Origin of the sequence: Streptomyces sp. NPDC057617 (assembly GCF_042800555.1) — a bacterium.
GTDB lineage: Bacteria > Actinomycetota > Actinomycetes > Streptomycetales > Streptomycetaceae > Streptomyces.
Genome location: NZ_JBHVGV010000003.1, coordinates 177,449 through 199,770, shown reverse-complemented (window position 1 = coordinate 199,770; position 22,322 = coordinate 177,449). Strand labels below are relative to the sequence as shown.

The 22,322-nt window shown below is 69.0% G+C and carries 15 protein-coding genes and 1 pseudogene; 9 read left to right on the top strand and 7 right to left on the bottom strand.

Annotated features, from left to right (window positions below; genetic code table 11):
* From ACFU9P_RS09810 to ACFU9P_RS09795, 4 genes are all read right to left on the bottom strand, one after another.
* Nucleotides 1-523 (bottom strand): PadR family transcriptional regulator (locus ACFU9P_RS09810; protein WP_384078486.1); only part of this gene is annotated, 523 nt, incomplete at its 3' end.
* 206 nt (nucleotides 524-729) lie between these two features.
* A complete protein-coding gene (locus tag ACFU9P_RS09805) occupies nucleotides 730-1,470 on the bottom strand; it encodes a TetR/AcrR family transcriptional regulator (RefSeq protein ID WP_384078485.1) in 741 nt (246 codons plus the stop codon).
* 5 nt (nucleotides 1,471-1,475) lie between these two features.
* On the bottom strand, nucleotides 1,476-3,068 hold the full coding sequence (locus ACFU9P_RS09800) for an FAD-dependent monooxygenase (protein WP_384078484.1): 1,593 nt from the start codon (nucleotides 3,066-3,068) through the stop codon (nucleotides 1,476-1,478).
* A gap of 137 nt (nucleotides 3,069-3,205) precedes the next feature.
* On the bottom strand, nucleotides 3,206-4,129 hold the full coding sequence (locus ACFU9P_RS09795; protein WP_384078483.1) for a helix-turn-helix domain-containing protein: 924 nt from the start codon (nucleotides 4,127-4,129) through the stop codon (nucleotides 3,206-3,208).
* A 197-nt stretch (nucleotides 4,130-4,326) separates the two neighbouring features.
* Here ACFU9P_RS09795 and ACFU9P_RS09790 point away from each other — a divergent pair, with 197 nt between their 5' ends.
* Complete coding sequence (locus ACFU9P_RS09790; protein ID WP_384078482.1) at nucleotides 4,327-5,253, top strand: alpha/beta hydrolase; 927 nt, start codon at nucleotides 4,327-4,329, stop codon at nucleotides 5,251-5,253.
* A 165-nt stretch (nucleotides 5,254-5,418) separates the two neighbouring features.
* Here ACFU9P_RS09790 and ACFU9P_RS09785 read toward each other — a convergent pair whose 3' ends face one another.
* Nucleotides 5,419-7,503: a HelD family protein gene (locus tag ACFU9P_RS09785; protein WP_384078906.1), complete on the bottom strand. Its 2,085-nt coding sequence runs from the start codon at nucleotides 7,501-7,503 to the stop codon at nucleotides 5,419-5,421.
* Nucleotides 7,504-7,944: 441 nt separating this feature from the next.
* Here ACFU9P_RS09785 and ACFU9P_RS09780 point away from each other — a divergent pair, with 441 nt between their 5' ends.
* From ACFU9P_RS09780 to ACFU9P_RS09770, 3 genes are all read left to right on the top strand, one after another.
* Entirely contained in the window at nucleotides 7,945-8,232 is a 288-nt protein-coding gene (locus tag ACFU9P_RS09780; RefSeq protein WP_376382826.1) for a DUF1360 domain-containing protein, read from the top strand.
* A gap of 34 nt (nucleotides 8,233-8,266) precedes the next feature.
* The gene (locus ACFU9P_RS09775; RefSeq protein WP_376382828.1) at nucleotides 8,267-8,419 is read left to right on the top strand and encodes a hypothetical protein; all 153 of its coding nucleotides are present in this window, start codon (nucleotides 8,267-8,269) and stop codon (nucleotides 8,417-8,419) included.
* Between the two features lie 326 nt (nucleotides 8,420-8,745).
* Nucleotides 8,746-14,250, top strand: coding sequence for a beta strand repeat-containing protein (locus tag ACFU9P_RS09770; protein ID WP_384078481.1), 5,505 nt, complete (start codon nucleotides 8,746-8,748; stop codon nucleotides 14,248-14,250).
* A 482-nt stretch (nucleotides 14,251-14,732) separates the two neighbouring features.
* Here ACFU9P_RS09770 and ACFU9P_RS09765 read toward each other — a convergent pair whose 3' ends face one another.
* Nucleotides 14,733-15,101: a tyrosine-type recombinase/integrase gene (locus ACFU9P_RS09765; protein ID WP_384078480.1), complete on the bottom strand. Its 369-nt coding sequence runs from the start codon at nucleotides 15,099-15,101 to the stop codon at nucleotides 14,733-14,735.
* A gap of 84 nt (nucleotides 15,102-15,185) precedes the next feature.
* Nucleotides 15,186-15,496 (bottom strand): annotated as a pseudogene (locus tag ACFU9P_RS09760) (transposase); the annotation flags it as partial.
* Between the two features lie 439 nt (nucleotides 15,497-15,935).
* Between ACFU9P_RS09760 and ACFU9P_RS09755 the strand changes: the two are divergent.
* The 5 genes from ACFU9P_RS09755 to ACFU9P_RS09735 all read left to right on the top strand — a co-directional run bounded on the left by ACFU9P_RS09755 (nucleotide 15,936) and on the right by ACFU9P_RS09735 (nucleotide 22,240).
* Nucleotides 15,936-17,654 (top strand): PEP/pyruvate-binding domain-containing protein, encoded by a 1,719-nt coding sequence (locus ACFU9P_RS09755; RefSeq protein ID WP_384078479.1) that lies wholly within the window; start codon nucleotides 15,936-15,938, stop codon nucleotides 17,652-17,654.
* Nucleotides 17,655-17,706: 52 nt separating this feature from the next.
* Nucleotides 17,707-18,468 (top strand): hypothetical protein, encoded by a 762-nt coding sequence (locus ACFU9P_RS09750; protein ID WP_384078478.1) that lies wholly within the window; start codon nucleotides 17,707-17,709, stop codon nucleotides 18,466-18,468.
* A gap of 145 nt (nucleotides 18,469-18,613) precedes the next feature.
* Nucleotides 18,614-19,576 (top strand): hypothetical protein, encoded by a 963-nt coding sequence (locus ACFU9P_RS09745; protein WP_384078477.1) that lies wholly within the window; start codon nucleotides 18,614-18,616, stop codon nucleotides 19,574-19,576.
* Nucleotides 19,569-20,816: an aminotransferase class I/II-fold pyridoxal phosphate-dependent enzyme gene (locus ACFU9P_RS09740; protein WP_384078476.1), complete on the top strand. Its 1,248-nt coding sequence runs from the start codon at nucleotides 19,569-19,571 to the stop codon at nucleotides 20,814-20,816. Before ACFU9P_RS09745 ends, ACFU9P_RS09740 begins: the two co-directional genes overlap by 8 nt.
* Nucleotides 20,813-22,240: an MFS transporter gene (locus tag ACFU9P_RS09735; RefSeq protein WP_384078475.1), complete on the top strand. Its 1,428-nt coding sequence runs from the start codon at nucleotides 20,813-20,815 to the stop codon at nucleotides 22,238-22,240. Before ACFU9P_RS09740 ends, ACFU9P_RS09735 begins: the two co-directional genes overlap by 4 nt.
* Nucleotides 22,241-22,322: the final 82 nt, after the last annotated feature.

Genomic DNA, 22,322 nt, shown 5'->3' with positions numbered 1-22,322 from the left:
CTGCTCCTGTCGCCTCCGCCCCCCCCCCCCCCCCCCACGCCTCCAACCAGCGCAGATCGGCCTGCAGCCGGAGCGCGATGCCCTCCAGAAGCAGCCCGGCCCGCGAGTCCGTGTCATGAGCGAGGGCGGCGCGCTGGGCCTCGGCGAGGCTGTGCATCAGCTCTCGCCGCCGCGCGTCCACGAGCGCGAGCGGATCGGCCAGACCCGATTCGGCGGCGGCCACCAGCTTCAGGTGGAACTCCGTCACATCCGCTCTGGCCCCGGCGCTCTCGGCCATCCACGCGGCCACCCGCTCCTGCCCGTCACCGGTCAGCGCGTACACCTTGCGCCGCGGACCGCGCACCGGCACGTCCACACGCTCAAGGACGACCAGCCCCGCCTTTTCGAGCCGGGTGAGCGTCACGTAGATCTGCCCGGCGTTCAGCGTCTCCCCCAACGGTCCGAGCGCCGCCGCCAACCGGCTGCGCAGCTCGTACCCGTGCGACGGCTCCTTGACCAGCAGCGCCAGCACCACGTCCTGCACGGACCGCCCTCCTCTACGACAACCAATAGATAGCGGTTATCCATTGAGGCGTCAAACCGGTATCCATCGGGGCGTCAAACCGGCGCCCCGACAAGCCGGCCCCTTGACGCGGAGAAGCCCCCGACTCTTGCGGTCGGGGGCTTCGTGCCGCTGCTCAACGCCCAGAACTCGACAGGGAACTCACCGCCAGGCAGGCCACGTCTTCGTCACAGCGCCTGGGGCGGGTGACCGTCCACGAGGTGCTCCAGCCCTGTGACGAGGAGGGCGAGGCCGAAGCGGAACTCTTCGTCGAGGGGTGTGCGGGTGAGTGTCCGGGCGGCCGTGGTGATGGCGGGGTACGTGGCGGTGTCGAGGCCGCGGTAGAACGCGGCCAGGGCGGGGGCGCTGTCGGGGTCCGCGGAGCCGGGGCCGTGCTGCTGGGCGACGAAGCCGATCACGTAGTGGCTCACGGCGGTGAAGGCGCGCGCCGCCAGGTCGGCGGGGAAGCCGTGCGCCAGCAGGAGTTGGAGGACGCGTTCGCGCTGCGCGAGGCCGTTGGGACCGATCGGGACCTGGGCGATGAGCAGGGGAAGGACATGGGGGTGCCGCCGCAGGGTGAGGTACAGGGCATCGGCGACAGCCGTGAGGGACTCCCGCCAGGTCGCGGTGGCCCCGGGGGCGGGTGTGCCGACATCGCCCAGAACGTGATCCACGACGTGAACGAGGAGTTCGTCCTTGCCGGCGAAGTGGCGGTAGAGCGTCGCGGTGCCCGAGCCCAGGGCGTCGGCGAGCATCCGCAGGGTGAACGCCTGTACGCCCACCTCGTCCACCAGCCGCAGCGCGGTGGCCACGATCCGGCCGAAGTCGACCGGGGGGCGCCCGCGGCGCGGCGCCTCGGCCGCCGCCGCCGGCGTACGGGGGCGCGCCGCCCACCAGGCGGGGCTTCCCGGGATCAGGCGCGGTTCCATGACCACTACAGCGGCGGCGTCATGAGCGCGACAGCCCGGTGCAGCTCTGTAAGGTCGCATGCCTCCGAGCCGAGCGCCTCCGAGCCGAGTGCCTCCGAAGGGCCGGGGGACAAAGACCCGCTGGACGACTCGCCGTACGTCACGATGTGCCCGATGTAGCCGTCGGGCCGCACCAGGACCAGTGTGTCGGAGGTGATCCCGTACGTCGCCAGGACCGCCCGCTCGGCCGTCCCGCCGGAGGTGGTCCGTTCCGTGAGCCGGTGCCGGTGCAGCGCCGCGCCGCGCGACGGCCACGCCACCTTCTCCAGTTCGGCCCCCGCCCGCTCCCCGAACGCCAGCAGCGTGAAGTGCGGGCCACGCAACAGGTCGAACAGCCGCTCCTGTGCCAGCGCGGCGTCCGGCGCCCGGTCGCCCACCTCCAGCGTGCCGGTCCGGGCGACCGGGCCCGAGCTCCGGGCGAGCGGTCCGCCGGCGTACGTCAGCGAGAGCTGCCGCTCGTCGGCGCCCCGCCTGAGCGCCCCGGGCCTGGCCTTCTTGGCACCCGCGTACAGCTCCGAGGACCGGCCCAGCACGGCGGCAGCGATCGGACGCCGCTCGCCCTCGTAACTGTCCAGGAGGTCGTCCGGCGCGCCGGCCAGCGTCTGGCCGAGCTTCCAGCCCAGGTTGTAGGCATCCTGCACCCCGGTGTTCAGGCCCTGCGCCCCGGCCGGGGTGTGCACGTGCGCGGCGTCCCCCGCCACCAGTACCCGCCCCTGCCGGTATGCCGAGGCCAGCCGTACATTCGGCCGGAACACCGACGCCCAGGTCACGTCCGTCAACCGCATCCCCCGGCCGGCGAGCCGGCCGAACAACTCCGCCAGCGCGGGCTCCGAGAGGTCGACCGGATCGTCCGGCCTGATCTTGATCATCACCTGGAAGTTCTCGCCGCCCGGAAGCGGGCACGCCGCGACCGTCCGGCCGCCGAGTCGCGGGAACACATGCCACCGGTCCCGGGACAGGCCCGCCACCCGCCCGTCCACGACAAGCATCCGGTCCGCCTCGTCGGTGGATCCCGTGAATGCCAGCCCGGCCGACTTGCGGACGACGCTGCTCGCGCCGTCCGTGCCGACCACGTACCGGGCCCGCACGCACGTCCCGTCGGCCAGCTCCGCGGTGACCGACGCGGCGTCCTGGGTGACGCCGGTGACCTCGGCGCCGAACTCGATCGCCACACCGGCCTCCTCGACCGCGCCGCGCAGGATCTCGGTGGTGGCGTACTGCGGCAGCAGCAGGATGTCCGGGTACGGCGTGCCCGGGTCGGGCGCCGCGGGCTTCTGCATCACCCACTTCACCGACGCCGGCCCCACATGCAGGCCCATCGGCGGGTACGGGCCGCCCGCCGCGCGTGCGGCATCCACGATGCCGAAATCGTCGAACACTTCGAGCGTGCGCGGTTGTACCCCCTTGGCCCGCGACCCGGGGAACGTATCCGCTCCCCGTTCCACCAGCCGCACCCGCACCCCACGGCGGACCAGATCCAGCGCGAGCGCCATCCCGACCGGCCCCGCACCCACCACCAGCACGTCGGTGTCGTCACACACGTTCTCTTCCACGGACACGGACGCCTCCTTCGACGGAGCAATCAACCGGCGGAGCAATTAACGGCTACACCGTAGCCGATAATCGAGGAAGAGGCAGCTCCCGCCCGGGAAACCCCAGAGGTGTCGGGCTTCTGGAATGGGTCGAGCCCTGCTCGTCAGGTGTCCGGATGCCGGCGGTCCGTATCAGCGGGCGGTACGGCGCGGCCTGGTATCGCTACGCGGCCTGGTACCGCTTGGCCGGCGGGTGCCCAGGAGATGAGGATGCGCAGCGCGTCGTGCGATGTCGAGCCGGGTTCCGCGGTGAGGACCATGAGGCGTTGGCCGGAGCCGTCGGGGCTGTCCCAGGTGTCGCAGTCGAGGGTGAGGTCGCCCGCGGTGGGGTGCCGGTAGTGCTTGGTGCCGTAGCCGCCGGAGTTGACGTGGTGTTCGGCCCACCAGGTGCGGAAGTCGGTGTCTTGCAGGGAGAGTTCGCCCACGAGTCGGGCGAGGGCCGGGTCGTCGGAGCCGTTGGCTGCTTCCATGCGCAGGGCTGCGACCGCGTCACGGGCGTCGTGTTCCCATTCGAGGTGCATGCCGCGGAAGGCGGGGTCGGTGAACAGCATGTACACGTAGTTGCGCCGTGCGGCGGGGATGCGGGCGAAGTCGGTGTAGAGCGCGGTGGCGGCGTGGTTCCAGGCAAGGATGTCCATGCGTTTGCCGAGAACGAGGGCGGGGGTCTCGGTGAGCTGCTGGAGCAGGCGGCGGGCGGCCGGGCGTACACGTTGGGCGGCACGCCGGCGACGCGGTCCGGCGTCGGTCTTGCCCGCGATCCCGAAGAGGTAGGTCTGCTGGTCGTCATCGAGGCGCAGCGCACGTGCGAGAGTGGCGAGCACGGATGCCGATGCCTGGACCCGGCCCTGCTCCAGCCGTGTGTAGTAGTCGACACTGATCGCGGCGAGCCGGGCGACTTCCTCGCGGCGCAGCCCCGCGACCTTGCGGTGGCTGTCGGTCTCGGGCAGGCCGACTTCGTGTGGGGTGAGCTGGGCGCGGCGGGCCTTGAGGAAGGCGCCGAGCTCGCCGAGTCCGGAGGGCGGGGTCATATGCCCATTCTGTGCGCTGCCCGCTGTCCGCTGAGGGGGCAGGTTTCTTCCCGGGCAGGAGTCTGTCTCTGTTGCCCGCGCGGGAGCAGGGCGACGGTGGGATCAGGCCGCGGCACGGCGCCCGGCCGGAACCCCACTCGCCCGGCCGGAACCCAGCTCGCCCTGGGTTCTGTCCCGACAGCGCAACGGAGCACTCCGTGATGAGAACCGACGTCACCTTCGACAGTGCCGGCATCACCCTCGCCGGTCACCTCTACGCCCCGCCGGCCACCGACGACCGCCCCCGTCCGGCGATCGTCGTCGGCCACCCCGGCAGCGGGGTCAAGGAGCAGACGGCCGGGCTCTACGCGAGCCGGCTCGCCGAGCGGGGTTTCGTCACCCTCGCCTTCGACGCCGCCTACCAGGGCGAGAGCGGGGGGATCCCGCGCGGACTGGAGGACCCGGCCCAGCGCATCGAGGATCTCAAGGCCGGTGTCTCCTGCCTCACCGCCCGTCCCGAGGTGGATGCCGACCGGATCGGCGCGCTCGGTATCTGTGCCGCCGGCGGCTACGTCCTGCCCGCCACGGGCGGCGACCACCGGATCAAGGCCGTCGCCACGGTGAGCGCAGTGGACATCGCCCGCCAGTTCCGTCACGGCGCCGAGGGTACGCAGGACCCGACGGTGTTCCGGAGCATGCTGGACGCGGCGGCGAACGCCCGTACCACCACGGCTGCCGGCGGGAAACCGCCGGTACTCACCCTCTTCCCCGAGTCGATCGAGCAGGCCCGCGCGCTGGGCGGCGAGCACGGCGCCGAGGGCTTCGAGTACTACCGCACCCCGCGCGCGCAGCACCCGCGCTCGGCGTCCTTCTTCGACTGGACCAGTATCGACAAGATGGCCGCCTTCGATGCCTTCGCGCCCATGCCGCTCATCGGGCGGCGTCCGCTGCTGATGGTCGTCGGGACCCGCGCGGTGACCTCGTGGATGAGCATCGAGGCGTTCCAGAAGGCGGTCGGCCCCAAGCAGATCCACTGGGTCGAGGGCGCGAGCCATGTCGACCTCTACGACAAGGAGCAGTACGTCGGCCCGGTCGTGGAGAAGCTGACCGGTTTCTTCACCGCACAGCTCGGCCGGGCCGCCTGAGACTCAAGGCGCTTTCGTGCCTGCGCCGGCGTCCTCTGTCCTTCTGCGCCGGCGTCCTCTGTCCTTGACGCCCTTGACGTCCTTGGCCCGATCCGGGAGCGGTTCTCGACGCTGCTGCCGGCGCGGTGTGCTCGCTCCGGCGAACCGGCACGGCTCGGTGCCGTGTCAGCCCGTCGAGGTATCAGCTCCGAGTGCCCTCAGAGGGGGGCATGAGGCGTGATGTGACACGGGGCGGACGGCGATCGTGCACAGTCTCTTGGTGGCACGGGTGAGGGCGACGTACAGGTCACGTTCGCCGCTCGGGCGGGCCGCGGCGATCTCTTCCGGGGCGACGACGACGCTGGCGTCGAACTCCAGCCCGCGGGCCTCGGACGCCGGCACGAGGCGCGCCCACTGTGCGACACCGGCGGATGCCATGTCCTTGATTCGGGCATCCGCGCAGATCACGGCGAGCAGTTCGCCCGGGTGCGCCGCGGCCTGTGCCTGGAGTTCCGCGGCCACAGTGGCGGCGAGTGTGTGCGGGCACGCGGTGAGGTTGCGGGGATGTTCGCCATGGCGGATCGACCGGCCCGGCGTCCGACCGGGGGCGATCCGGGCGAGCAGGTCGCGGGTGGTCGCCAGGATTTCCCGCGTCGTACGGTAACTGACGGTCAAGGTGTGCAGGGTGAACCGGCTGCCGAGATGCGGGTCCAGCGCCTGGGACCAGTCCCTCGCTGCCGTCGCGGGACCTGCCTGGGCGAAGTCGCCCACCAGCGTCATCGACCTGGCCGGGCACCGGCGCATCACCATCCGCCACTGCATGGCGGTCAGCTCCTGGGCCTCGTCGACGACGACGTGCCCGAACGTCCGCTCCGGCGGCCCGTCCACCAGATGTGCCGCCTCGTCCAACAGCGGTGCGTCGGCATCGGTCCACGCGGCGTCAGGAGAGCGCAGCAGCCGGGAGCGGCCGTCACCGGTGAGCGACGGCAGATGTGCGGCCATGGTGCGGGTGTCCGTCAGCAGGTCCCGTACGAGCGCTTCGGGCGCGAGCCGTGGCCAGAGAACCTCCACCGCACGGTCGACGTGCGCGTCCCCCATGAGGTTCGCGCGGAGGGCGTCCGCGTCGAACATCTCGGCCGGGTCGGCGGCCGGTGCGTCATGGAAGCCGAGCGCCCGCAGGTCGGCCTCGGCCGCGGCATCGAGGTCGAGACCCGTGCTCTCGGCGATCTCGGCGTCGATGTGATCGAGGGCCTCGACGGTGCCGCGTTCCAGCGCGCTCGTGAGCGTGCCGATCAGATGCTCCTTGAACACGTCCCGCGCACGATTGTGCGCCAGGCCGCTCGCTGCCGCGGCCTCTCGTGCCGCCGCGACATCCGCGCCTTCGAGACGGACCCACTCCTGCGCCACACGCACCGCGAACCCCGCGTCCGGCGGCGCCTGCCGGGAGCGCACCAGGTCCACCAGCGCCTCGGCCATTGCGGAACTCCCCTTGAGCCGTGCGACATCGGACGGCTCCGCCGCGACGGGGATCACTCCGGCCAGTTCCCCGCACGTCGCCAGGTCCACGTCGTTCTCCCCGAGCGAAGGGAGCACCCGGGAGACGTAGTCGAGGAACCGCGCGTTCGGCCCGAGCACCAGGACACCACGCTCGGCAGCGCGCGAGAACGCGTACAGCACGTACGCCGCCCGGTGCAGCGCGACGACGGTCTTGCCCGTGCCGGGGCCGCCCTGCACCACCGTCACCCCCTGATGCGCGGACCGGACGATCGCGTCCTGCTCCGCCTGCAACGTCGCCACCGCCGCGCGCATCCGCCCCGTGCGCCGCGCCTCCAGCGCCTCCGCCAACGGACCGTCACCGACGATGTCACCGACCGCGGGCGCGGATCCGTCCAGCAGTTCGTCGCTCACCGCGCGTACCGCACGTTCCTCGACCCGCAGGTGACGGCGGCGCCGCAGTCCCATCGGGTGGACGCCCGTCGCCGCGTAGAAGGGCCGCGCCGCTTCCGCCCGCCAGTCGACGAGCAGCGGCAGGTCCCGGTCACCCACGTACAGGCCGAGCCGTCCGATGTGCAGGACGGTTCCGTTCGCACCGTCGATCCGGCCGAACGCCAGCCCCTCCTCGGCCCCCTCAAGCCGGCGAACCTGCCGCGCCAGACGCTCCGCGGCGACATCGCGCGCGTACACCTCGCCCGCACTGCCGGCGGACGACCTCAGCACGTCCGCCAACTGGGCCCGTACGTCTGCCAATCGCTCATCGAGCAGCGCGTACATGGCCGTTACGTGCGCCTGCTCGGCCTCGACCTGTCCTGCTGCACCCTGATCCACCTGCGGCAACGGCCGACCCCCTCTCGACTCGGCCCTCCACTATGCAGAAAAATATCCATGAAAGTAAGGCTTGACTTACTTGTCGGCTTCAGCCGCCCAGGCCCGGTTCGCCGGTGCATGCCCCCGCCGACGGCACCGGCACCACCGCGGCGGCGATGCGTGCACCTCGGGTCCAGGGGCTGGCGGATCGCGGCGTAGTGCACCACACGGGTGGCCTCGCAGTCGGGCACGTCGTCCTCCGGGCGATCACGCGCGTCCGGGCCGCGGCCCGGAGGAGTGCGCCCCATAAGCACCACAAGAGCACTTGTTTTCCTTGCGTATTCCTGTCATGGAAATGCTTGCGCAAGGGCCTACCGCATAAATATGGCTCGTCTTACGATGAATTGCATGGACCCGGTGGTGTTTCTTCTGGCTCTCGGCGCGATTTGTCGTATCACCAGATTCATAACCAAGGACGTACTGGCTGCCGGATTGCGCACGTGGGTGGCCGATCGCTTCGGGGACGAATCCGGTCCCGCCTATCTGGTCACCTGCGGTTGGTGCACGGGGATCTGGGTCGCCGCATCGGTCGTGCCGCTCGCCTTTCTGGCTGGCGACACCACCGTCTTCCAGGCGGTCGCCATGGTCCTGACGCTGTCCTACCTGGCGGGCCTGGCATCCACCTGGCTCGACTGAAGGAAGTACGACGGAGCACGAAGGAGGAGTTCCCATGGGATGCAACTGCGGTGCACGTGGCGGCGGACGAGCGACCATCTACCGGCTGGTCCTGCCGAACGGAGCAATGCGCGACTACCCCACCCGCCAGGAGGCCGAGGCCGCGCGGCGGCGCGGCGGCGGCACCGTCATCGTCGTCAACCAGTAGTCGCCGTACCGCCGGTGCGCTTTCCGTGAGCGGGGCGGACGGCCTTTATGTATTCCCGCGCCGGTGGGTACCGGAGAATATCTGAATTACGCCCCCGCCCCCCCCTGGGCGCTCCGCCATACGGGTGAAATTGCGTGCACCCGTATGGCGGATGAATGGGACCAGGGCGCCTACTGGGAAACGCTGGAGAGTGATTCCCCGGCGCCCGCGTGACCAGGTGAGTAATGCGCCGACACAGCTTCTTTCATTGCGGCGTGCCATTTCCGCTGTCACCCGGAGGGCGTCGGGTCGCTCTGGCCTCGTACACTCCCAAAGGAGGCTGCGCCATGGCCAGTTCCATCACCACGCTGACATCGTCTCCCAATCCCTCGGTCTGCGGGGAGTCGGTCACCTTTACCGTTCAGGTCTCCCCGGTACCGCCGGAGACCACCACCCCGACCGGCACCGTCAGCGTCATCATCAGCGACGACGGGCCCACGCTCGTCGGCACCCTGGACGCCACCGGCCAGACCCAGGTCACCATCGACGACCTGAGCGTCGGCACCCACCAGGCGATCGCCGCCTACAGCGGCGACAGCACCTTCGACCCGTCGTCGTCCGGCCTCGTGAACCAGGTCGTCAACGCCGCGGACACCACCACCGTCGTGACGGCCAGCCCGAACCCCTCGGTCTGCGGCGAGACCGTCACCCTCTGCGCAACCGTCACCATCGACCCGCCCGGCACGGGCACCCCGACCGGCACCGTCACCTTCACCGGTCCCGGCGGGCTCAACCAGACCGCCGTGCTCGACGGCAGCGGCCACGCCTGCGTGACGACGGCGGTGCTGATCACCGGCACCGTCACGGTCACCTACAGCGGTGACGACTGCGCCGCGAGCTCCACGGGCAGCGTCGACGTCACGGTCAACCAGGCGGACACGACGACGGTGGTGACGGCCAGCCCTGACTCGTCGGTCTGTGGCCAGCCGGTCACCCTTTGCGCGACGGTCACGATCGAGCCGCCCGGCGCCGGCGTCCCCACGGGCACGGTGACCTTCACCGGTCCCGGCGGCTTCAGCCAGACCGCCGTGCTGGACCCCGCCGGCCAGGTCTGCGTGACGACCGGCTCGCTGGCCACCGGCACGGTGACCGCCGCCTACAACGGCGACTCCTGTGCCGCGCCGTCGACCGGCACGGTCGACGTGACGGTGAACGAGGCACTGACGAACATCGACGTCACAGTCGCCCCCGACCCGTCCGTGTGCAGACAGAGCGTCACCATCTGTGCGACGGTCACCGCCCAGCCACCGGGTTCGGGCACACCGACGGGCACGGTGACCTTCACGGCCGACGGCGGTCTCAACCAGACCGTCCCCCTCGACGCCGGTGGCCAGGCCTGTGTCACCACCACCACACTGGTCACCGGAGAGGTCTCCGCCGTCTACAACGGCGAGGACCCGTGCTTCGCGGGCTCAGCCGAAGCGGTCGCGGTCACGGTCGACCAGGCCACGACCACCACCTTGGTCACCGCCGTCCCCGATCCGTCGGTCTGCGGCGAGCTCGTGACGGTCTGTGCGACGGTCACCATCGACCCGCCCGGTTCGGGTACGCCCACGGGGACGGTGACCTTCACCGGCCCGGGCGGGCTGAACCAGACAGTCACCCTGGACGCCACCGGCGAGGCGTGCGTCACGACCACCGCGCTGGCCACCGGTACGATCACGGCCACCTACAACGGCGACAGCTGCGCACTGAGTTCGACCGGCAGCACGGACGTGACAGTCAACCCGGCAGACACCACGACCACTCTCGCCGTCACGCCGGACCCGTCGGTGTGCGGTCAGTTGGTGACGTTCTGCGCGACGGTCACCACCGACGCCCCCGGTTCCGGCGTTCCGACGGGCACGGTGACGTTCACAGCTCCGGGCGGTTTCAGCCAGACCGCCGTGCTCGACCCCACCGGACAGGCCTGCGTGACCACCACCACGCTGACCACCGGGACGGTCACGGCCGTCTACAACGGCGCGGCGTGCTTCAACCCGTCCACCGGCACGGCAGATGTGACAGTGAACGAGGCGTCGACGACCACGGTGGTCACCGCCACCCCGAACCCGTCCGTCTGCGGCCAGACGGTGAGCCTGTGCGCCACGGTGACGACCGACCCGCCAGGTTCGGGCACCCCGACCGGCACCGTCACCTTCACCGGGCCCGGCGGGCTCAACCAGACGGTGGCTCTGAACGCCGCCGGCCAGGCCTGCATCACCACGACGTCGCTGTCCACCGGCACGGTCACCGCCACATACAACGGTGAGGGACCCTGCTTCGCCGGCTCGTCCGGCACCGTCGCCGTCACGGTCAACCCCGCCGACACCACCACCACGGTGACGGCAGTGCCCGACCCCTCGGTCTGCGGTGAGCTGGTGACGGTGTGCGCGAGCGTTACCGTCGACCCACCCGGTTCGGGTACGCCCACGGGGACCGTGACCTTCACCGGCCCGGGCGGGCTGAACCAGACAGTCACCCTGGACGCCACCGGCGGGGCCTGTCTGACCACCACCTCGCTGGAGACCGGCACGATCACGGCCACCTACAACGGCAGCTCCTGCGCCAACCCGTCCACCGGCACCGTCGACGTCACGGTCAACCAGGCGGCGACCACCACGACCGTGACCGCGACCCCCGACCCGTCGGTGTGCGGCCAGACGGTCACATTCTGCGCGAGCGTCACCATCGACCCGCCCGGTTCGGGTACGCCCACGGGGACGGTGACCTTCACCGGCCCGGGCGGGCTGAACCAGACGGTGCCGTTGGACGCCGCCGGCGAGGCCTGCTTCACCGCCCCCGCCACGCTCTCCGGCACCGTCACGGCCACCTACAGCGGTGACGACTGCGCCGCGCCGTCCACCGGCACGGTCGACGTGACGGTGAACGAGGCGTTGACGACCACGGTGGTCACCGCGACCCCCGACCCGTCGGTGTGCGGGCAGACGGTGACGCTGTGCGCGACGGTGACGACGAACGCGCCAGGTTCGGGTACGCCCACGGGCACGGTGACGTTCACCGGCCCCGGCGGGCTCAACCAGACGGTGGCTCTGAACGCTGCCGGCCAGGCCTGCCTGACCACCACCACCCTGGCCTCGGGCACCGTCACCGCCGTCTACAACGGCGAGGGCCCGTGCTTCGCCGCGTCCAGCGACACCGTCACGGTCACGGTCAACCCGGCCTCGACCAGCACCGCGGTCTCGCTCACCCCGAACCCGTCGGTGTGCGGGCAGACGGTGACGGTCTGCGCGACCGTAACGACGAACGCGCCCGGTTCGGGCACACCCACCGGCACAGTGACATTCACCGGCCCCGGCGGGCTCAACCAGACAGTGCCACTGAACGCGAGTGGTCAGGCCTGCATCACCACGACGTCGCTGACCACCGGCACGGTCACCGCCACGTACAACGGCGCAGCCTGCTTCACCGCGTCGAGCGGCACCGCCACCGCAACGGTCAACCCGGCCTCGACCAGCACCGCAGTCTCGCTCACGCCGAACCCGTCGGTTTGCGGGCAGACGGTGACGGTCTGCGCGACCGTAACGACAAACGCGCCCGGTTCGGGCACACCCACCGGCACAGTGACATTCACCGGTCCGGGCGGGCTCAACCAGACAGTGCCGCTGAACGCGAGTGGTCAGGCCTGCATCACCACCACCTCCCTCTCCACTGGCACGGTCACCGCCACATACAACGGCGCAGCCTGCTTCACCGCGTCAAGCGGCACCGCCACCGCCACGGTGAACGAGGCGGCGACCACCACGACAGTGACCGCGACGCCGAACCCGTCTGTCTGCGGGCAGTCGGTGACGGTGTGTGCGACGGTGACGACGAACGCGCCGGGTTCGGGTACACCCACCGGCACGGTGACGTTCACCGGCCCCGGCGGCCTGAACGTGACGGTGCCGCTGAACGCCGGCGGACAGGCATGCTTGAGCAGTACGTCCCTGGCCTCCGGCACGATCACCGCCACGTACAACGGTGAGGGTCCCTGCTTCGCGGCATCCGCGGGCTCCGTCGTCCTCGTCGTCAATCCGGCCGCCACCACCACGACCGTGACGGCCACGCCGAACCCGTCCGTCTGCGGCCAGTCGGTCACGCTCTGCGCAACCGTCACCGCCAACGCGCCGGGCTCCGGTACGCCGACCGGCTCCGTCACCTTCACCGCACCCGGCGGGCTGAACGTGACGGTGCCGCTGAACGCGAGTGGCCAGGCGTGCTTCTCCAGCACCTCGCTGATCACCGGCACCGTCACCGCCGTCTACAACGGCAGCAGCTGCTTCCTGCCGTCCACCGGCGCCGCCTCCCTCACGGTCAATCCGGCCGCCAGCACCACGACGGTGACGGCGACACCGGCGACATCGGTGTGCGGCCAGTCCGTCACAATCTGCGCGACGGTCACCATCACCCCACCGGGTTCGGGCACGCCCACCGGGACGGTGACGTTCACGGGTCCGGGCGGGCTCAACCAGACAGTGCCGCTGAACGCGAGTGGTCAGGCCTGCATCACCACCACCTCCCTGTCCACCGGCGCGGTCACCGCCACGTACAACGGCAGCAGCTGCGCCGGCGGCTCCAGCGGCTCCGTCGCCGTCACCGTGAACGAGGCGGCGACCACCACGACCGTGACCGCGACCCCCGGCACGTCCGTCTGCGGTCAGTCGGTGACGGTCTGCGCCAACGTCACCACCAACGCGCCAGGTTCGGGCACCCCGACCGGCACCGTCACCTTCACCGGGCCCGGCGGGCTCAACCAGACGGTGGCTCTGAACGCCGCCGGCCAGGCCTGCATCACGACGACCTCCCTGTCCACCGGCACAATCACCGCCACATACAACGGTGAGGGACCCTGCTTCGCCGGCTCGTCCGGCACCGTCGCCGTCACGGTCAACCCCGCCGCCACCACCACCACGGTCTCGCTCACGCCGAACCCGTCGGTATGCGGGCAGTCGGTGACGGTGTGTGCGACGGTGACGACGAACGCGCCAGGTTCGGGCACACCCACCGGCACAGTGACATTCACCGGCCCCGGCGGGCTCAACCAGACGGTCGCCGTCAACGCCGCCGGCCAAGCCTGCTTCAGCTCCACCAGCCTGTCCTCCGGCACCATCACCGCCCACTACAACGGCGCGCCGTGCTTCACCGGCTCCACCGGTACGGCCACCGCCACGGTCAACCCGGCGGCGACCACCACGACGGTGACCGCGACGCCGAACCCGTCTGTCTGCGGGCAGTCAGTGACGGTGTGTGCGACGGTGACGACGAACGCGCCAGGTTCGGGCACACCCACCGGCACAGTGACATTCACCGGCCCCGGCGGCCTTAACGCGACGGTCGCCGTCAACGCCGCCGGCCAAGCCTGCTTCAGCTCCACCAGCCTGTCCTCCGGCACCATCACCGCCCACTACAACGGCGCGCCGTGCTTCGGGGCGTCAACGGGCTCCGTGGTCATCAACGCGACGAGCGTGGCCACCACTCTCACGGCCGCACCCCGGCAGGTCCGGCTGCGGCTCAATGGCACCTTCGTCATCCAGACCATGAACGCGACGCTGAGGAACGCCGCGACCAACGCACCGATCCCCGGCATGACGGTGACCTTCACCGCCAACGCAGTGACCGGGCCGATCCTGATCGGCACGGCCGTCACCGACGCCAGCGGCGTGGCGACCCTCGCCCCGCCCACCGTCACCGTTCCCGCCACCATCGTGACGGCGGCCAGCTACACGGCGTCGTTCGCCGCAGCGGGCTGCTTCGCACGGTCCTCGGTCACGGCGGGCCTGACCTTCGTCCCGGTCCCGCCGGTCCCGTAACCCACCCGGCCGCACAGACCGCGTCGGGCCGCACACCGCGGCCCGACGCGGGCGTGCAGCCGCCGAACAGATCGGCACCGCCCGCCCACCGGCCGGCCCGCTGCCCGGAGACCAGGACAAGGCCCCACGGTCAGGTGCCCGACCTGGCGAAGGAGCTGGGCGAGGCCGGGTCTCCCTGGCCATCTACACCAACCAGTTCACCCGGGCCGCGTTCGCGGCGATGACGGCCGCTGCCACGCACTTCACCGCGACCGGATCGTCCAGCGCGCCCGGCGACCCGCCGCCGGCCGACGTCGTCAAGGCATCCAGCGGGAAGCGTCAACGGACGCAATGTGGCCCCAACCAGGTCGTTGTCCCTGGTCAGGGCCGTAAAAGCAGACGAGTCGGGCTGTACGCCGGGTTCTGCCCCGCCCAGGGAGCAATCAAGCTCCGACCTGCACGTTTACGGGCATCCGGCGGCTGGTCCCGCCCTCTGGGACTTCTCAGGGACTTTCAGCCGAGTCCGTGAACCACGCCTCGATGGCAGACAGCCCACGCGCGCCGGCCTGCGGCATGAAATGCGTGTACGTCCGGAGCGTGAACGCCGGGTCGGAATGCCCCAGCCACTTCGCGAGCGAGACAATCGACTCACCGGCTTCGAGCATCACCGCGGCGTACGTATGGCGCAAAACGTGGAAGCCGTGCTCTCGGCTCGGCTCCCATACACGCGACGGCTTCTCGCCCGGCTGTCGCTCGGGCAGCGGCGGGATGACTCCCGCAGTCGCGAGCGCGGGCTCCCACGCCTTGGTGTTCCAGGTGGTGCGGTTGATCGCGCCGCGCCGCCCCGTGTAAACGAGCAGCCGAACCGTCACCTTGCGCCGGTCCTCTCGTGCGAGGTCGGGCTCCTCGGGATCCAGCCATGTGACCTGCTGTCACCATTCCCCGCATCTCGGGGGCTTCGCCAGACGCTTCTCACGCCGATCCAGCTCGGCGGGTAGGTCCGCCTCCTTGCCGTCCACGCCGAAGGTCTGGTCCTCAGCAGCGACTGCGCGAACAGGCCGGCGAGCGCATCGAGGTGGCGGCGACGGAACCGGGCGATGGAACGGAAGTCCGGTTCCTGCCCGGCGGCCAGGAACCGGAAGGCGACGTCGTCGGCCAGGCGGCGCTCGATCGCCCGGGAGGAGCGGACGCCGGTGGTGTAGCCGTAGATCAGGAGACGCACCATGAGCCGCGGATCGTAGGGCGGGTAGCCGTGCTTTTCGGTGTAGGGCTCGACCTCAAACAGCCCATCCCCATCACGCATACCGAGATCATCCCGCATGAATGATCACGAACCGCAACCGGGTTACCGGTAACCGAGACACCCTCCTAGTCAGTACCTCCCGTGCAGCGGGGGAACCTCACACCTCCAGAACGAACCGAGAACCGCCAAGCAAAAAGCCCCCGCCAACATCGAACGAGGGCTCATGCAAGATCGAGGCTAAACAGTCACAATCACACAGACACCCCCAGAATATGCACACCAATCAGTTACGAACAATTAGGACAGCCGATGCGCCACAGGACGGGAAGGCAAAGAACTCCGTACCGGAAGGCAATGAAGGCGCGCACCGTTCCTCGCGGATGCGGCCCTGCCTCAGAATTGGCCGACGGGTCGCGCGTGATCCCGGGGGCACCCCATTCGTATCGAATAGGATTAATTTTCTATGTACTTGTTTTTTCCGCTGGAGCGATGTCATATCGACGTCGGAGCCAAAGCGAACCGTCTGCGGAGAATGCTCAGCGCTGGATTTCCAGTACCTACCGCTTATGTAATCAGCGAGGAAGGATATTCCAAGGCCAGTGCCGAAGAGCTCGCCGAGGACGTGGGGGAGCTGATGGAAACGGTCTTCGCCGGATCTCCGGTGGTAGTGCGCAGTTCCTCGGCCGATGAAGACTCGCCGCTCGCGAGTGCCGCCGGTGTGTACGAGTCTTACCTGAACCGCCGCACGACGGACGAGGTCCTCACTGCCATCCAAGCGTGCCGGGACAGTGCGGACTCCGTGGACGCGAAGGCATACCGCTCGATGCATGGCGCGACCGAACGCGCGCCGATGAACGTACTGATCCAGCGTATGGTGCCCTGCGAGGTCTCGGGCGTCCTGTACAGCAGGAACCCGATCGCGGAGAACGCCACGATGCTGGTGGAGTCCAGCAAGGGGCTGGGCACCCGGGTGGTAGCGGGGCTCGGGGCGATGGATCGCTTCACTCTCTCGCGCAGCGGTGGAGCCGCCTCCCCCGCTGGTCGCCGGGACTGGGCCGTGACCGAGGGCACGTTGAGCGAGGTCCTGGCGACACTCGGGCACAGCCTGGAAGCCGAATTCGGCAGCCCACAGGACGTTGAGTGGGGTTTGCACGAGGGGCAGCTGTACATCTTCCAGTCCCGCGACATCGTTGTTCCACCGGTGGCGCAGCCACTGCGCATGACCCGGCCCGAAACCGCCGGAGCTGTCGCCGTCGACGAGGTGCTCTCACCGGGATACGGCGTAGGTGTGCTCACGCCGGCAGGTGAAGGTCCGGCGCGTCTGGGCCAGGTAGTCATCCTTGACGGTATGCCCACGGCCGGTGAACTCGACCGCTTGCGGGACGCGTCGGCACTGGTCGTCCGTGTGGGTAACGCGCTCTCCCATTCAGCTGCCCTGACCCGTGAACTCGCCATCCCCGCTGTGCTGTTGGCTGATGTTGATACACCCAGCAGCCTTGTCGGTGTGCCGGTCCTGGTGGACGCGGTAGCCGGCCGTCTGGCGCCTCTGCTCGAACTTCCTCCCGTCGAGCGCAAGAAGGCGATCTTCGCAGCGATGCGCCAGGCCGGTCTGCGGGGCACCACGGGACATCAGTATCAGGGGCGCTATGAAACCGTGCTCTTCGACCCTGTGTTCCAGGACCGGGTACGTGCCTATTTGAGCACTCATGATGTCGAGATCATGGATCGCGTGCAGAGCATCCTGCCCTTCGACGATCCCGACCGCTCGTACTGCGGGATCAGCGCCCGGATCCAGAGCAGTGGGGACGCATGCCGGGTGCAGTTCAAGCGGGCGAATCTGCTGCCGGACCGGCCGTTCCGGTTCGACGAGGAAGTTCACGTCGGCGTGGAGTCGACGGATGTCGGTGCCGAACTGCTGCGGTCTTTGCATTACGTCGACCGTCCCGTCCAGGAGCGGCGCATCGAAACGGCCGAGGTGAACGGGGTACGGCTTCAGTTCAACTTCTGGCCCGGCGCGAATCAGTCCTATCTCGGACTGGAGAGCGAAAATGCGGAAGCTGTCGAGAACTTCTTGGTGCTCTGTGATGTCCCGCTCGCTGAGATAGCACCGCTCGACGGCAAGGACCTGTTCGACATGCTCGGACTGGGCCTCGATGCAGTGCATTTCACCCAGAAGTCCTGACGCAGGCACTGGCCATCCCCGTACATTGATCCGCCCCACCTGAGGAGTATTTGTGTCCATCAAGCGCATTGTCGTAGTCTCCGACTGTACCGATGTGGCTTTCGTTGAAATGCGATCCTCCATCTTCCGCGCCGCTGAGGCATACAACCCGGACGCGGACATCCGAATTGAGCCGCTGGTACCCGTCCAGCCCTTCTCCGTCCTCAACGCCGGTTTCATGGTGCGGCTGGTGGCGGAGATATCCACACCCGACACCATGATCATGTTCATCATGAACAGCATCCAGGAGCGCACCGAGCGCATCATCGGCCGAACCGAGAACGGGTTCGTCTTCGAAGGGACGAACACCGGGGCGGCGGGCTGGCTCGTCGACGAGTTCGGCGTGGCGGAGTGCTATGAGGTCCACGACCCCGGTTTCGTGCCGTTCGGTGGGAAGTTCGTCCACGGTCCCGCCGTCGGGCAGTTCGCGGCCGGCAAGCCGATGTCGGAGATCGGTAAGCCGTTCCCGGCCGACAAGATCCGCCGCACGCTGCCCACCGAAGGCACCATCGTGCACGTCGACAACTTCGGCAACGCCAAGTTCCCCATGCGAAAGCAGAGCTTCGAGTACGGCGACAAGCTCGTCGTCGAAGTCGGCGGAGAGACGTTCGACGCCGTGTACTGGAAGCGAATGATGGAGCTGGAAGACGGCACCTGGGTCGTCTACCCGGGCAGCTCTTTCGACCTGCACGAGTTCGGCGAAGTCCGAGGCAAGGGTGTGCTGCCTTACGGAGTGGGTGCGGGACACGAGATCACGGTCAAGCCGGCCACCTGAGGCAGCCTGATCACCCGGTGCCGGAGGCCCTACCGACTCCGGCACCGGCCCCTACCGGTACGGCGTGCTCCCGCGCGGGAGCCCCCGTCGGCCGGGGCAGCAGGGGGTCACGGTTGTGTGCCATCCATCATCACAGGAAGATTCGATGTCTCGTCTGCTGACCAGTGCTCCGCCGACCGGCCCTCTGCATTTCGGGCACTATCGGGGTGCGGTGGCCCCCTTCGGCCAGGAGATGGAGGGGTGCGACGAGGCATTTTTCACCGTCGCGGACCTCCACATGCTCGCGCCTCGCGCAGAGCGCACGGTCACCGCCGACATTCCGCACCGCTGCCGCATGCTGGTCGCCGAGTGCATAGCCTCGGGCATCGACCCCCTGCAGTGCGTCTTCTACCGGCAGTCGGAAGTCCCGGAGCTCTCCCTGATCCACACTCTGCTCCAGAACTTCGCCAGCGTCGATGAGCTTTCCGCCCAGGCCGGCTTCCTCCGCCGCGAAACGGGGCCCGGAAACCCCGCGTCCCTCGGCCTGCTCGGCTGGCCTGTCCTGGAATCCGCAGACATCATCGGCATCGGTGCCACGCGCGTGACCGTCGGTGAGGGCAACGCAGGTCACGTCGCCCTTGCCCGTACACTGCTTGACCGCCTCCGGGAACAATGGGATGTGGTTCTCCCGGGGCCGGTCGCCGTGGTCTCCACCCTCGACCTGCCCGGCTTGGACGGCGGACGGAAGATGAGCCGCAGCCGGGGCAACACCATTCCGCTGCGCTCCGGCAGGGCAGAACTCCGCACAATCGTCGCCCACACGAAGATGTGGGCAGAAGACGGCCGCTGCGTTCCTCAGGTTTACCTTGAGGCCCTCGACCGCACCGAGGACGGTAATCGGATCGCTGACGCTCTGCGCCGGCGCGAGATGACTCCGGAGCAAGCCCAGGAACTGCTGCTGACCAGGCTCACCGAAGTGATCGTCCCCATAAGCGAGCGGATCAAGGAACTCGAAAAGGACCCGCTCTCCCTCGACCTCCTGCTGGACGAGGGCACCGAACGCGCACGCGACCTGGCCTCAAACGCCCTCCGTATCCTGCGCCGGAGCCTGGGATTCAACCGTGACTGACAGGCAGCCGGCTTCCGCGCACTTCACTGCCGGTCATATCACCGGTGCGTCCGACGCGGTCAGGCACCACGACTTCGCTTCCACACCAGGGACCACCGCGCCGGGACAGCTCATCGGCCTCGACATCGCCGACATGGATTTCTCCAGCCCTCCTGCTGCCCTGGAAGCCGTACACGCGCGGGCGAACCGGGACAACATCCGCTACACCCTTGCCTCCGAGATGCTGCGCGGCCGGATCCGTGACTGGTACGCGGACCGGCACGACTGGCAGGTGAGGGAAGACGAGATCCTGCTCCTGCCCTTCGGCGTCAAAGCAGCCCTGCGCATGGCACTGGAAACGTGCGCCGACCTGAGCCGCCCCGTCGTGGTCTGTACCCCGGTTTACAGCGGCATCCTGAAGGTGACCCGCGCGGTGGGAGCCGTCGTAAGAACCGTGCCCCTGACGCATGACCCCGATCTGCGTTACACCCTGGACCCGCAGAGGCTCGCGGACGAATTCCGTGCATCCGGCGCCGGGACGCTGGTCCTGTGCAGCCCACACAACCCGGTCGGACGGGTATGGCTTCCCGAAGAGCTGGCCGGCGTCGCCGCCGCAGCCGAACAGGCGGGGGTCCTCGTCATGAGTGACGAGGTGCACAGCGACCTCACCTACCCCGGCGTGCGGCACCGCCCCTGGGCCACCGTGGCCGACAACCGCAACTGGATCGTCCTGCACTCTGCCGGTAAGACCTTCAACGTCTCAGGGCTGCAGACATCGTTCGCGGTGACCGGCACTCCTGTCCAACGCCGGGCCATCTTGAGCGGACTCAGTTCCTGGGGATACTACGAAGGCAGCTTCTTCGGCGACGCCGTCGCCCAAGCCGTCCTGGCCCCCAGCAGTCATGACTGGCTGGACGCACGTGTGCGTCACCTCGCCGGGACTGCGGCTGTCACCCGCCAGGCCTTGACGGAGTTTTCCCTCCCACTGCCGAGCAGTGAGCCGGAGGCCGGGTTCCTCCTGTGGATCGACGCTCGCGCCTTGCGGCTGACCGGAGAAGTACCGGAGCTGGCCGAGCGGATAAGACTGCACACCGGGGTACGCCTCCTGGACGGCACTCGGTTCGGCGCATCCCCGGGATTCCTACGTCTCAACTTCGCCACCGCCCCACAGTCGCTGTTCACAGCCATGGAACGACTCAGCTGCATCGCCACACGTCCCGGGCCGGTCGCTCCCACTGACTTCGCAGGGAAAACAACATGACCGAAGTGGAAATCTCCGGCACAGGCAAAGGAACCAGGACTCGCTCCAGGAATGGTGCACTGGCCCTGCTCTGCATCGCACAGCTGATGCTGATGATCGACTTCTCGGTCGTCAATCTCGCACTTCCCGATATCGAATCCTCCCTGACGATCACGACGAATGCCTCGCTGTGGACCGTGACGGTCTACGCCGTGGCCTTCGGCGGTCTTCTGCCACTTGGCGGCCGGCTGGCCGACCTCGTCGGCCGCCGCCGGATGTTCGTTCTGGGACTCACTGTCTTCGGCGTGGCGTCCCTGATCGGCGGCGTCGCCCAGGGCTTCCCACTTCTCCTCGTCATGCGCGCCGCGCAGGGAGCCGCGGCAGCCTTGATCGCACCCGCCCTCCTCTCCCTCATCACTACGTCGTTCCCCGACCCCGTCTTCAGGCAGCGGGCCTTGGGCTGGTTCGGCTCAGCCACAGCGAGCGGCTTCTCCATCGGTGTCATCCTCGGCGGGCTCCTCACGGAACTCGTCTCGTGGCGTGCCGTCCTGCTCATCAACGTCCCCTTCGTCGCGATCGTCGCGCCCCTCGCTCTCGTGCTCCTCACCGAATCAGGGGTCGTGCCCAAACCCCGCCGCTACGACATCCCCGGCGCTGTTCTCGCCACGCTCGGCTCGGGGGCCCTGCTGCTCGGCATCAGCGAAGCCGGCGCCATAGGCTGGGACCCGGTAAAGACCGGTCTTCCTCTCATCCTGGGTGCTGTCCTCAGCACTTGCTTCATCCTTGTCGAGCGGCGTTCGGTCGCCCCGCTCGTACCGCTGCGCATCTTCCGCATCCGTTCCGTCAGCGCCGTCAACACCGTGGTGCTGTTCGTAACCGGCATCATGGGCGCGTTGACACTGCTGCTGTCCCTGCTCTTCCAGAACGTCCGGCTGAACGGGCCGATCGACGCCGGAGTCTCCGTACTCCCCCTCGGTATCGTCACCGCGGTGGTCTCGCAGTTCACGCCCCGCCTCGCGGCGGCGTTCACAGCACGGCGTGTTCTGATCACTGGTATCGCCGTCTTCGCCGTCGGCCTCGTCATACTCGGAACGGCCGACGCCAACAGCGGATACGGCTATGTCGTGGTAGGCATGGTCATCTGCGGCCTCGGCTTCGGCCCTTTCTTCGTAACGGCCGCGATGACGGCGACCGCCGATGTTCCCGACGCCGATCAGGGTCTGGCCGGCGGCCTGATCAATACCGCCACCCAGATCGGAACCGCCCTGGGTATCGCCTTTCTCGTTTCGCTCGCCGACCACCACACCGTCAAACAGGGCGCGCACGCGACACCGGGATCCATCGCTGACGGAATCAGCCTGGCCATGCTGACCGCTGCGGCCGCCCTGGCAGCGGTGGCCGTATTCGCGCTGGCAACGATCAAGCGGCACAAGGCGCTCCGCTGATCGTGTTGTCCGCCACGCCGCAACGCATCTCGCCAGCTCAGCCGAAACGGACCCTCGGAGTGTCACCGCCATGCGGTTCCCC

What these genes read in the sequence shown, in the direction of transcription:
- ACFU9P_RS09805 (WP_384078485.1), bottom strand. Translation starts at nt 1,470, where the DNA reads ATGGAACCGCGCCTGATCCCGGGAAGCCCCGCCTGGTGGGCGGCGCGC.
- ACFU9P_RS09795 (WP_384078483.1), bottom strand. Translation starts at nt 4,129, where the DNA reads ATGACCCCGCCCTCCGGACTCGGCGAGCTCGGCGCCTTCCTCAAGGCC.
- ACFU9P_RS09785 (WP_384078906.1), bottom strand. Translation starts at nt 7,503, where the DNA reads ATGTACGCGCTGCTCGATGAGCGATTGGCAGACGTACGGGCCCAGTTG.
- ACFU9P_RS09780 (WP_376382826.1), top strand. Translation starts at nt 7,945, where the DNA reads ATGGACCCGGTGGTGTTTCTTCTGGCTCTCGGCGCGATTTGTCGTATC.
- ACFU9P_RS09775 (WP_376382828.1), top strand. Translation starts at nt 8,267, where the DNA reads ATGGGATGCAACTGCGGTGCACGTGGCGGCGGACGAGCGACCATCTAC.
- ACFU9P_RS09770 (WP_384078481.1), top strand. Translation starts at nt 8,746, where the DNA reads ATGGCCAGTTCCATCACCACGCTGACATCGTCTCCCAATCCCTCGGTC.
- ACFU9P_RS09755 (WP_384078479.1), top strand. Translation starts at nt 15,936, where the DNA reads ATGTACTTGTTTTTTCCGCTGGAGCGATGTCATATCGACGTCGGAGCC.
- ACFU9P_RS09745 (WP_384078477.1), top strand. Translation starts at nt 18,614, where the DNA reads ATGTCTCGTCTGCTGACCAGTGCTCCGCCGACCGGCCCTCTGCATTTC.
- ACFU9P_RS09735 (WP_384078475.1), top strand. Translation starts at nt 20,813, where the DNA reads ATGACCGAAGTGGAAATCTCCGGCACAGGCAAAGGAACCAGGACTCGC.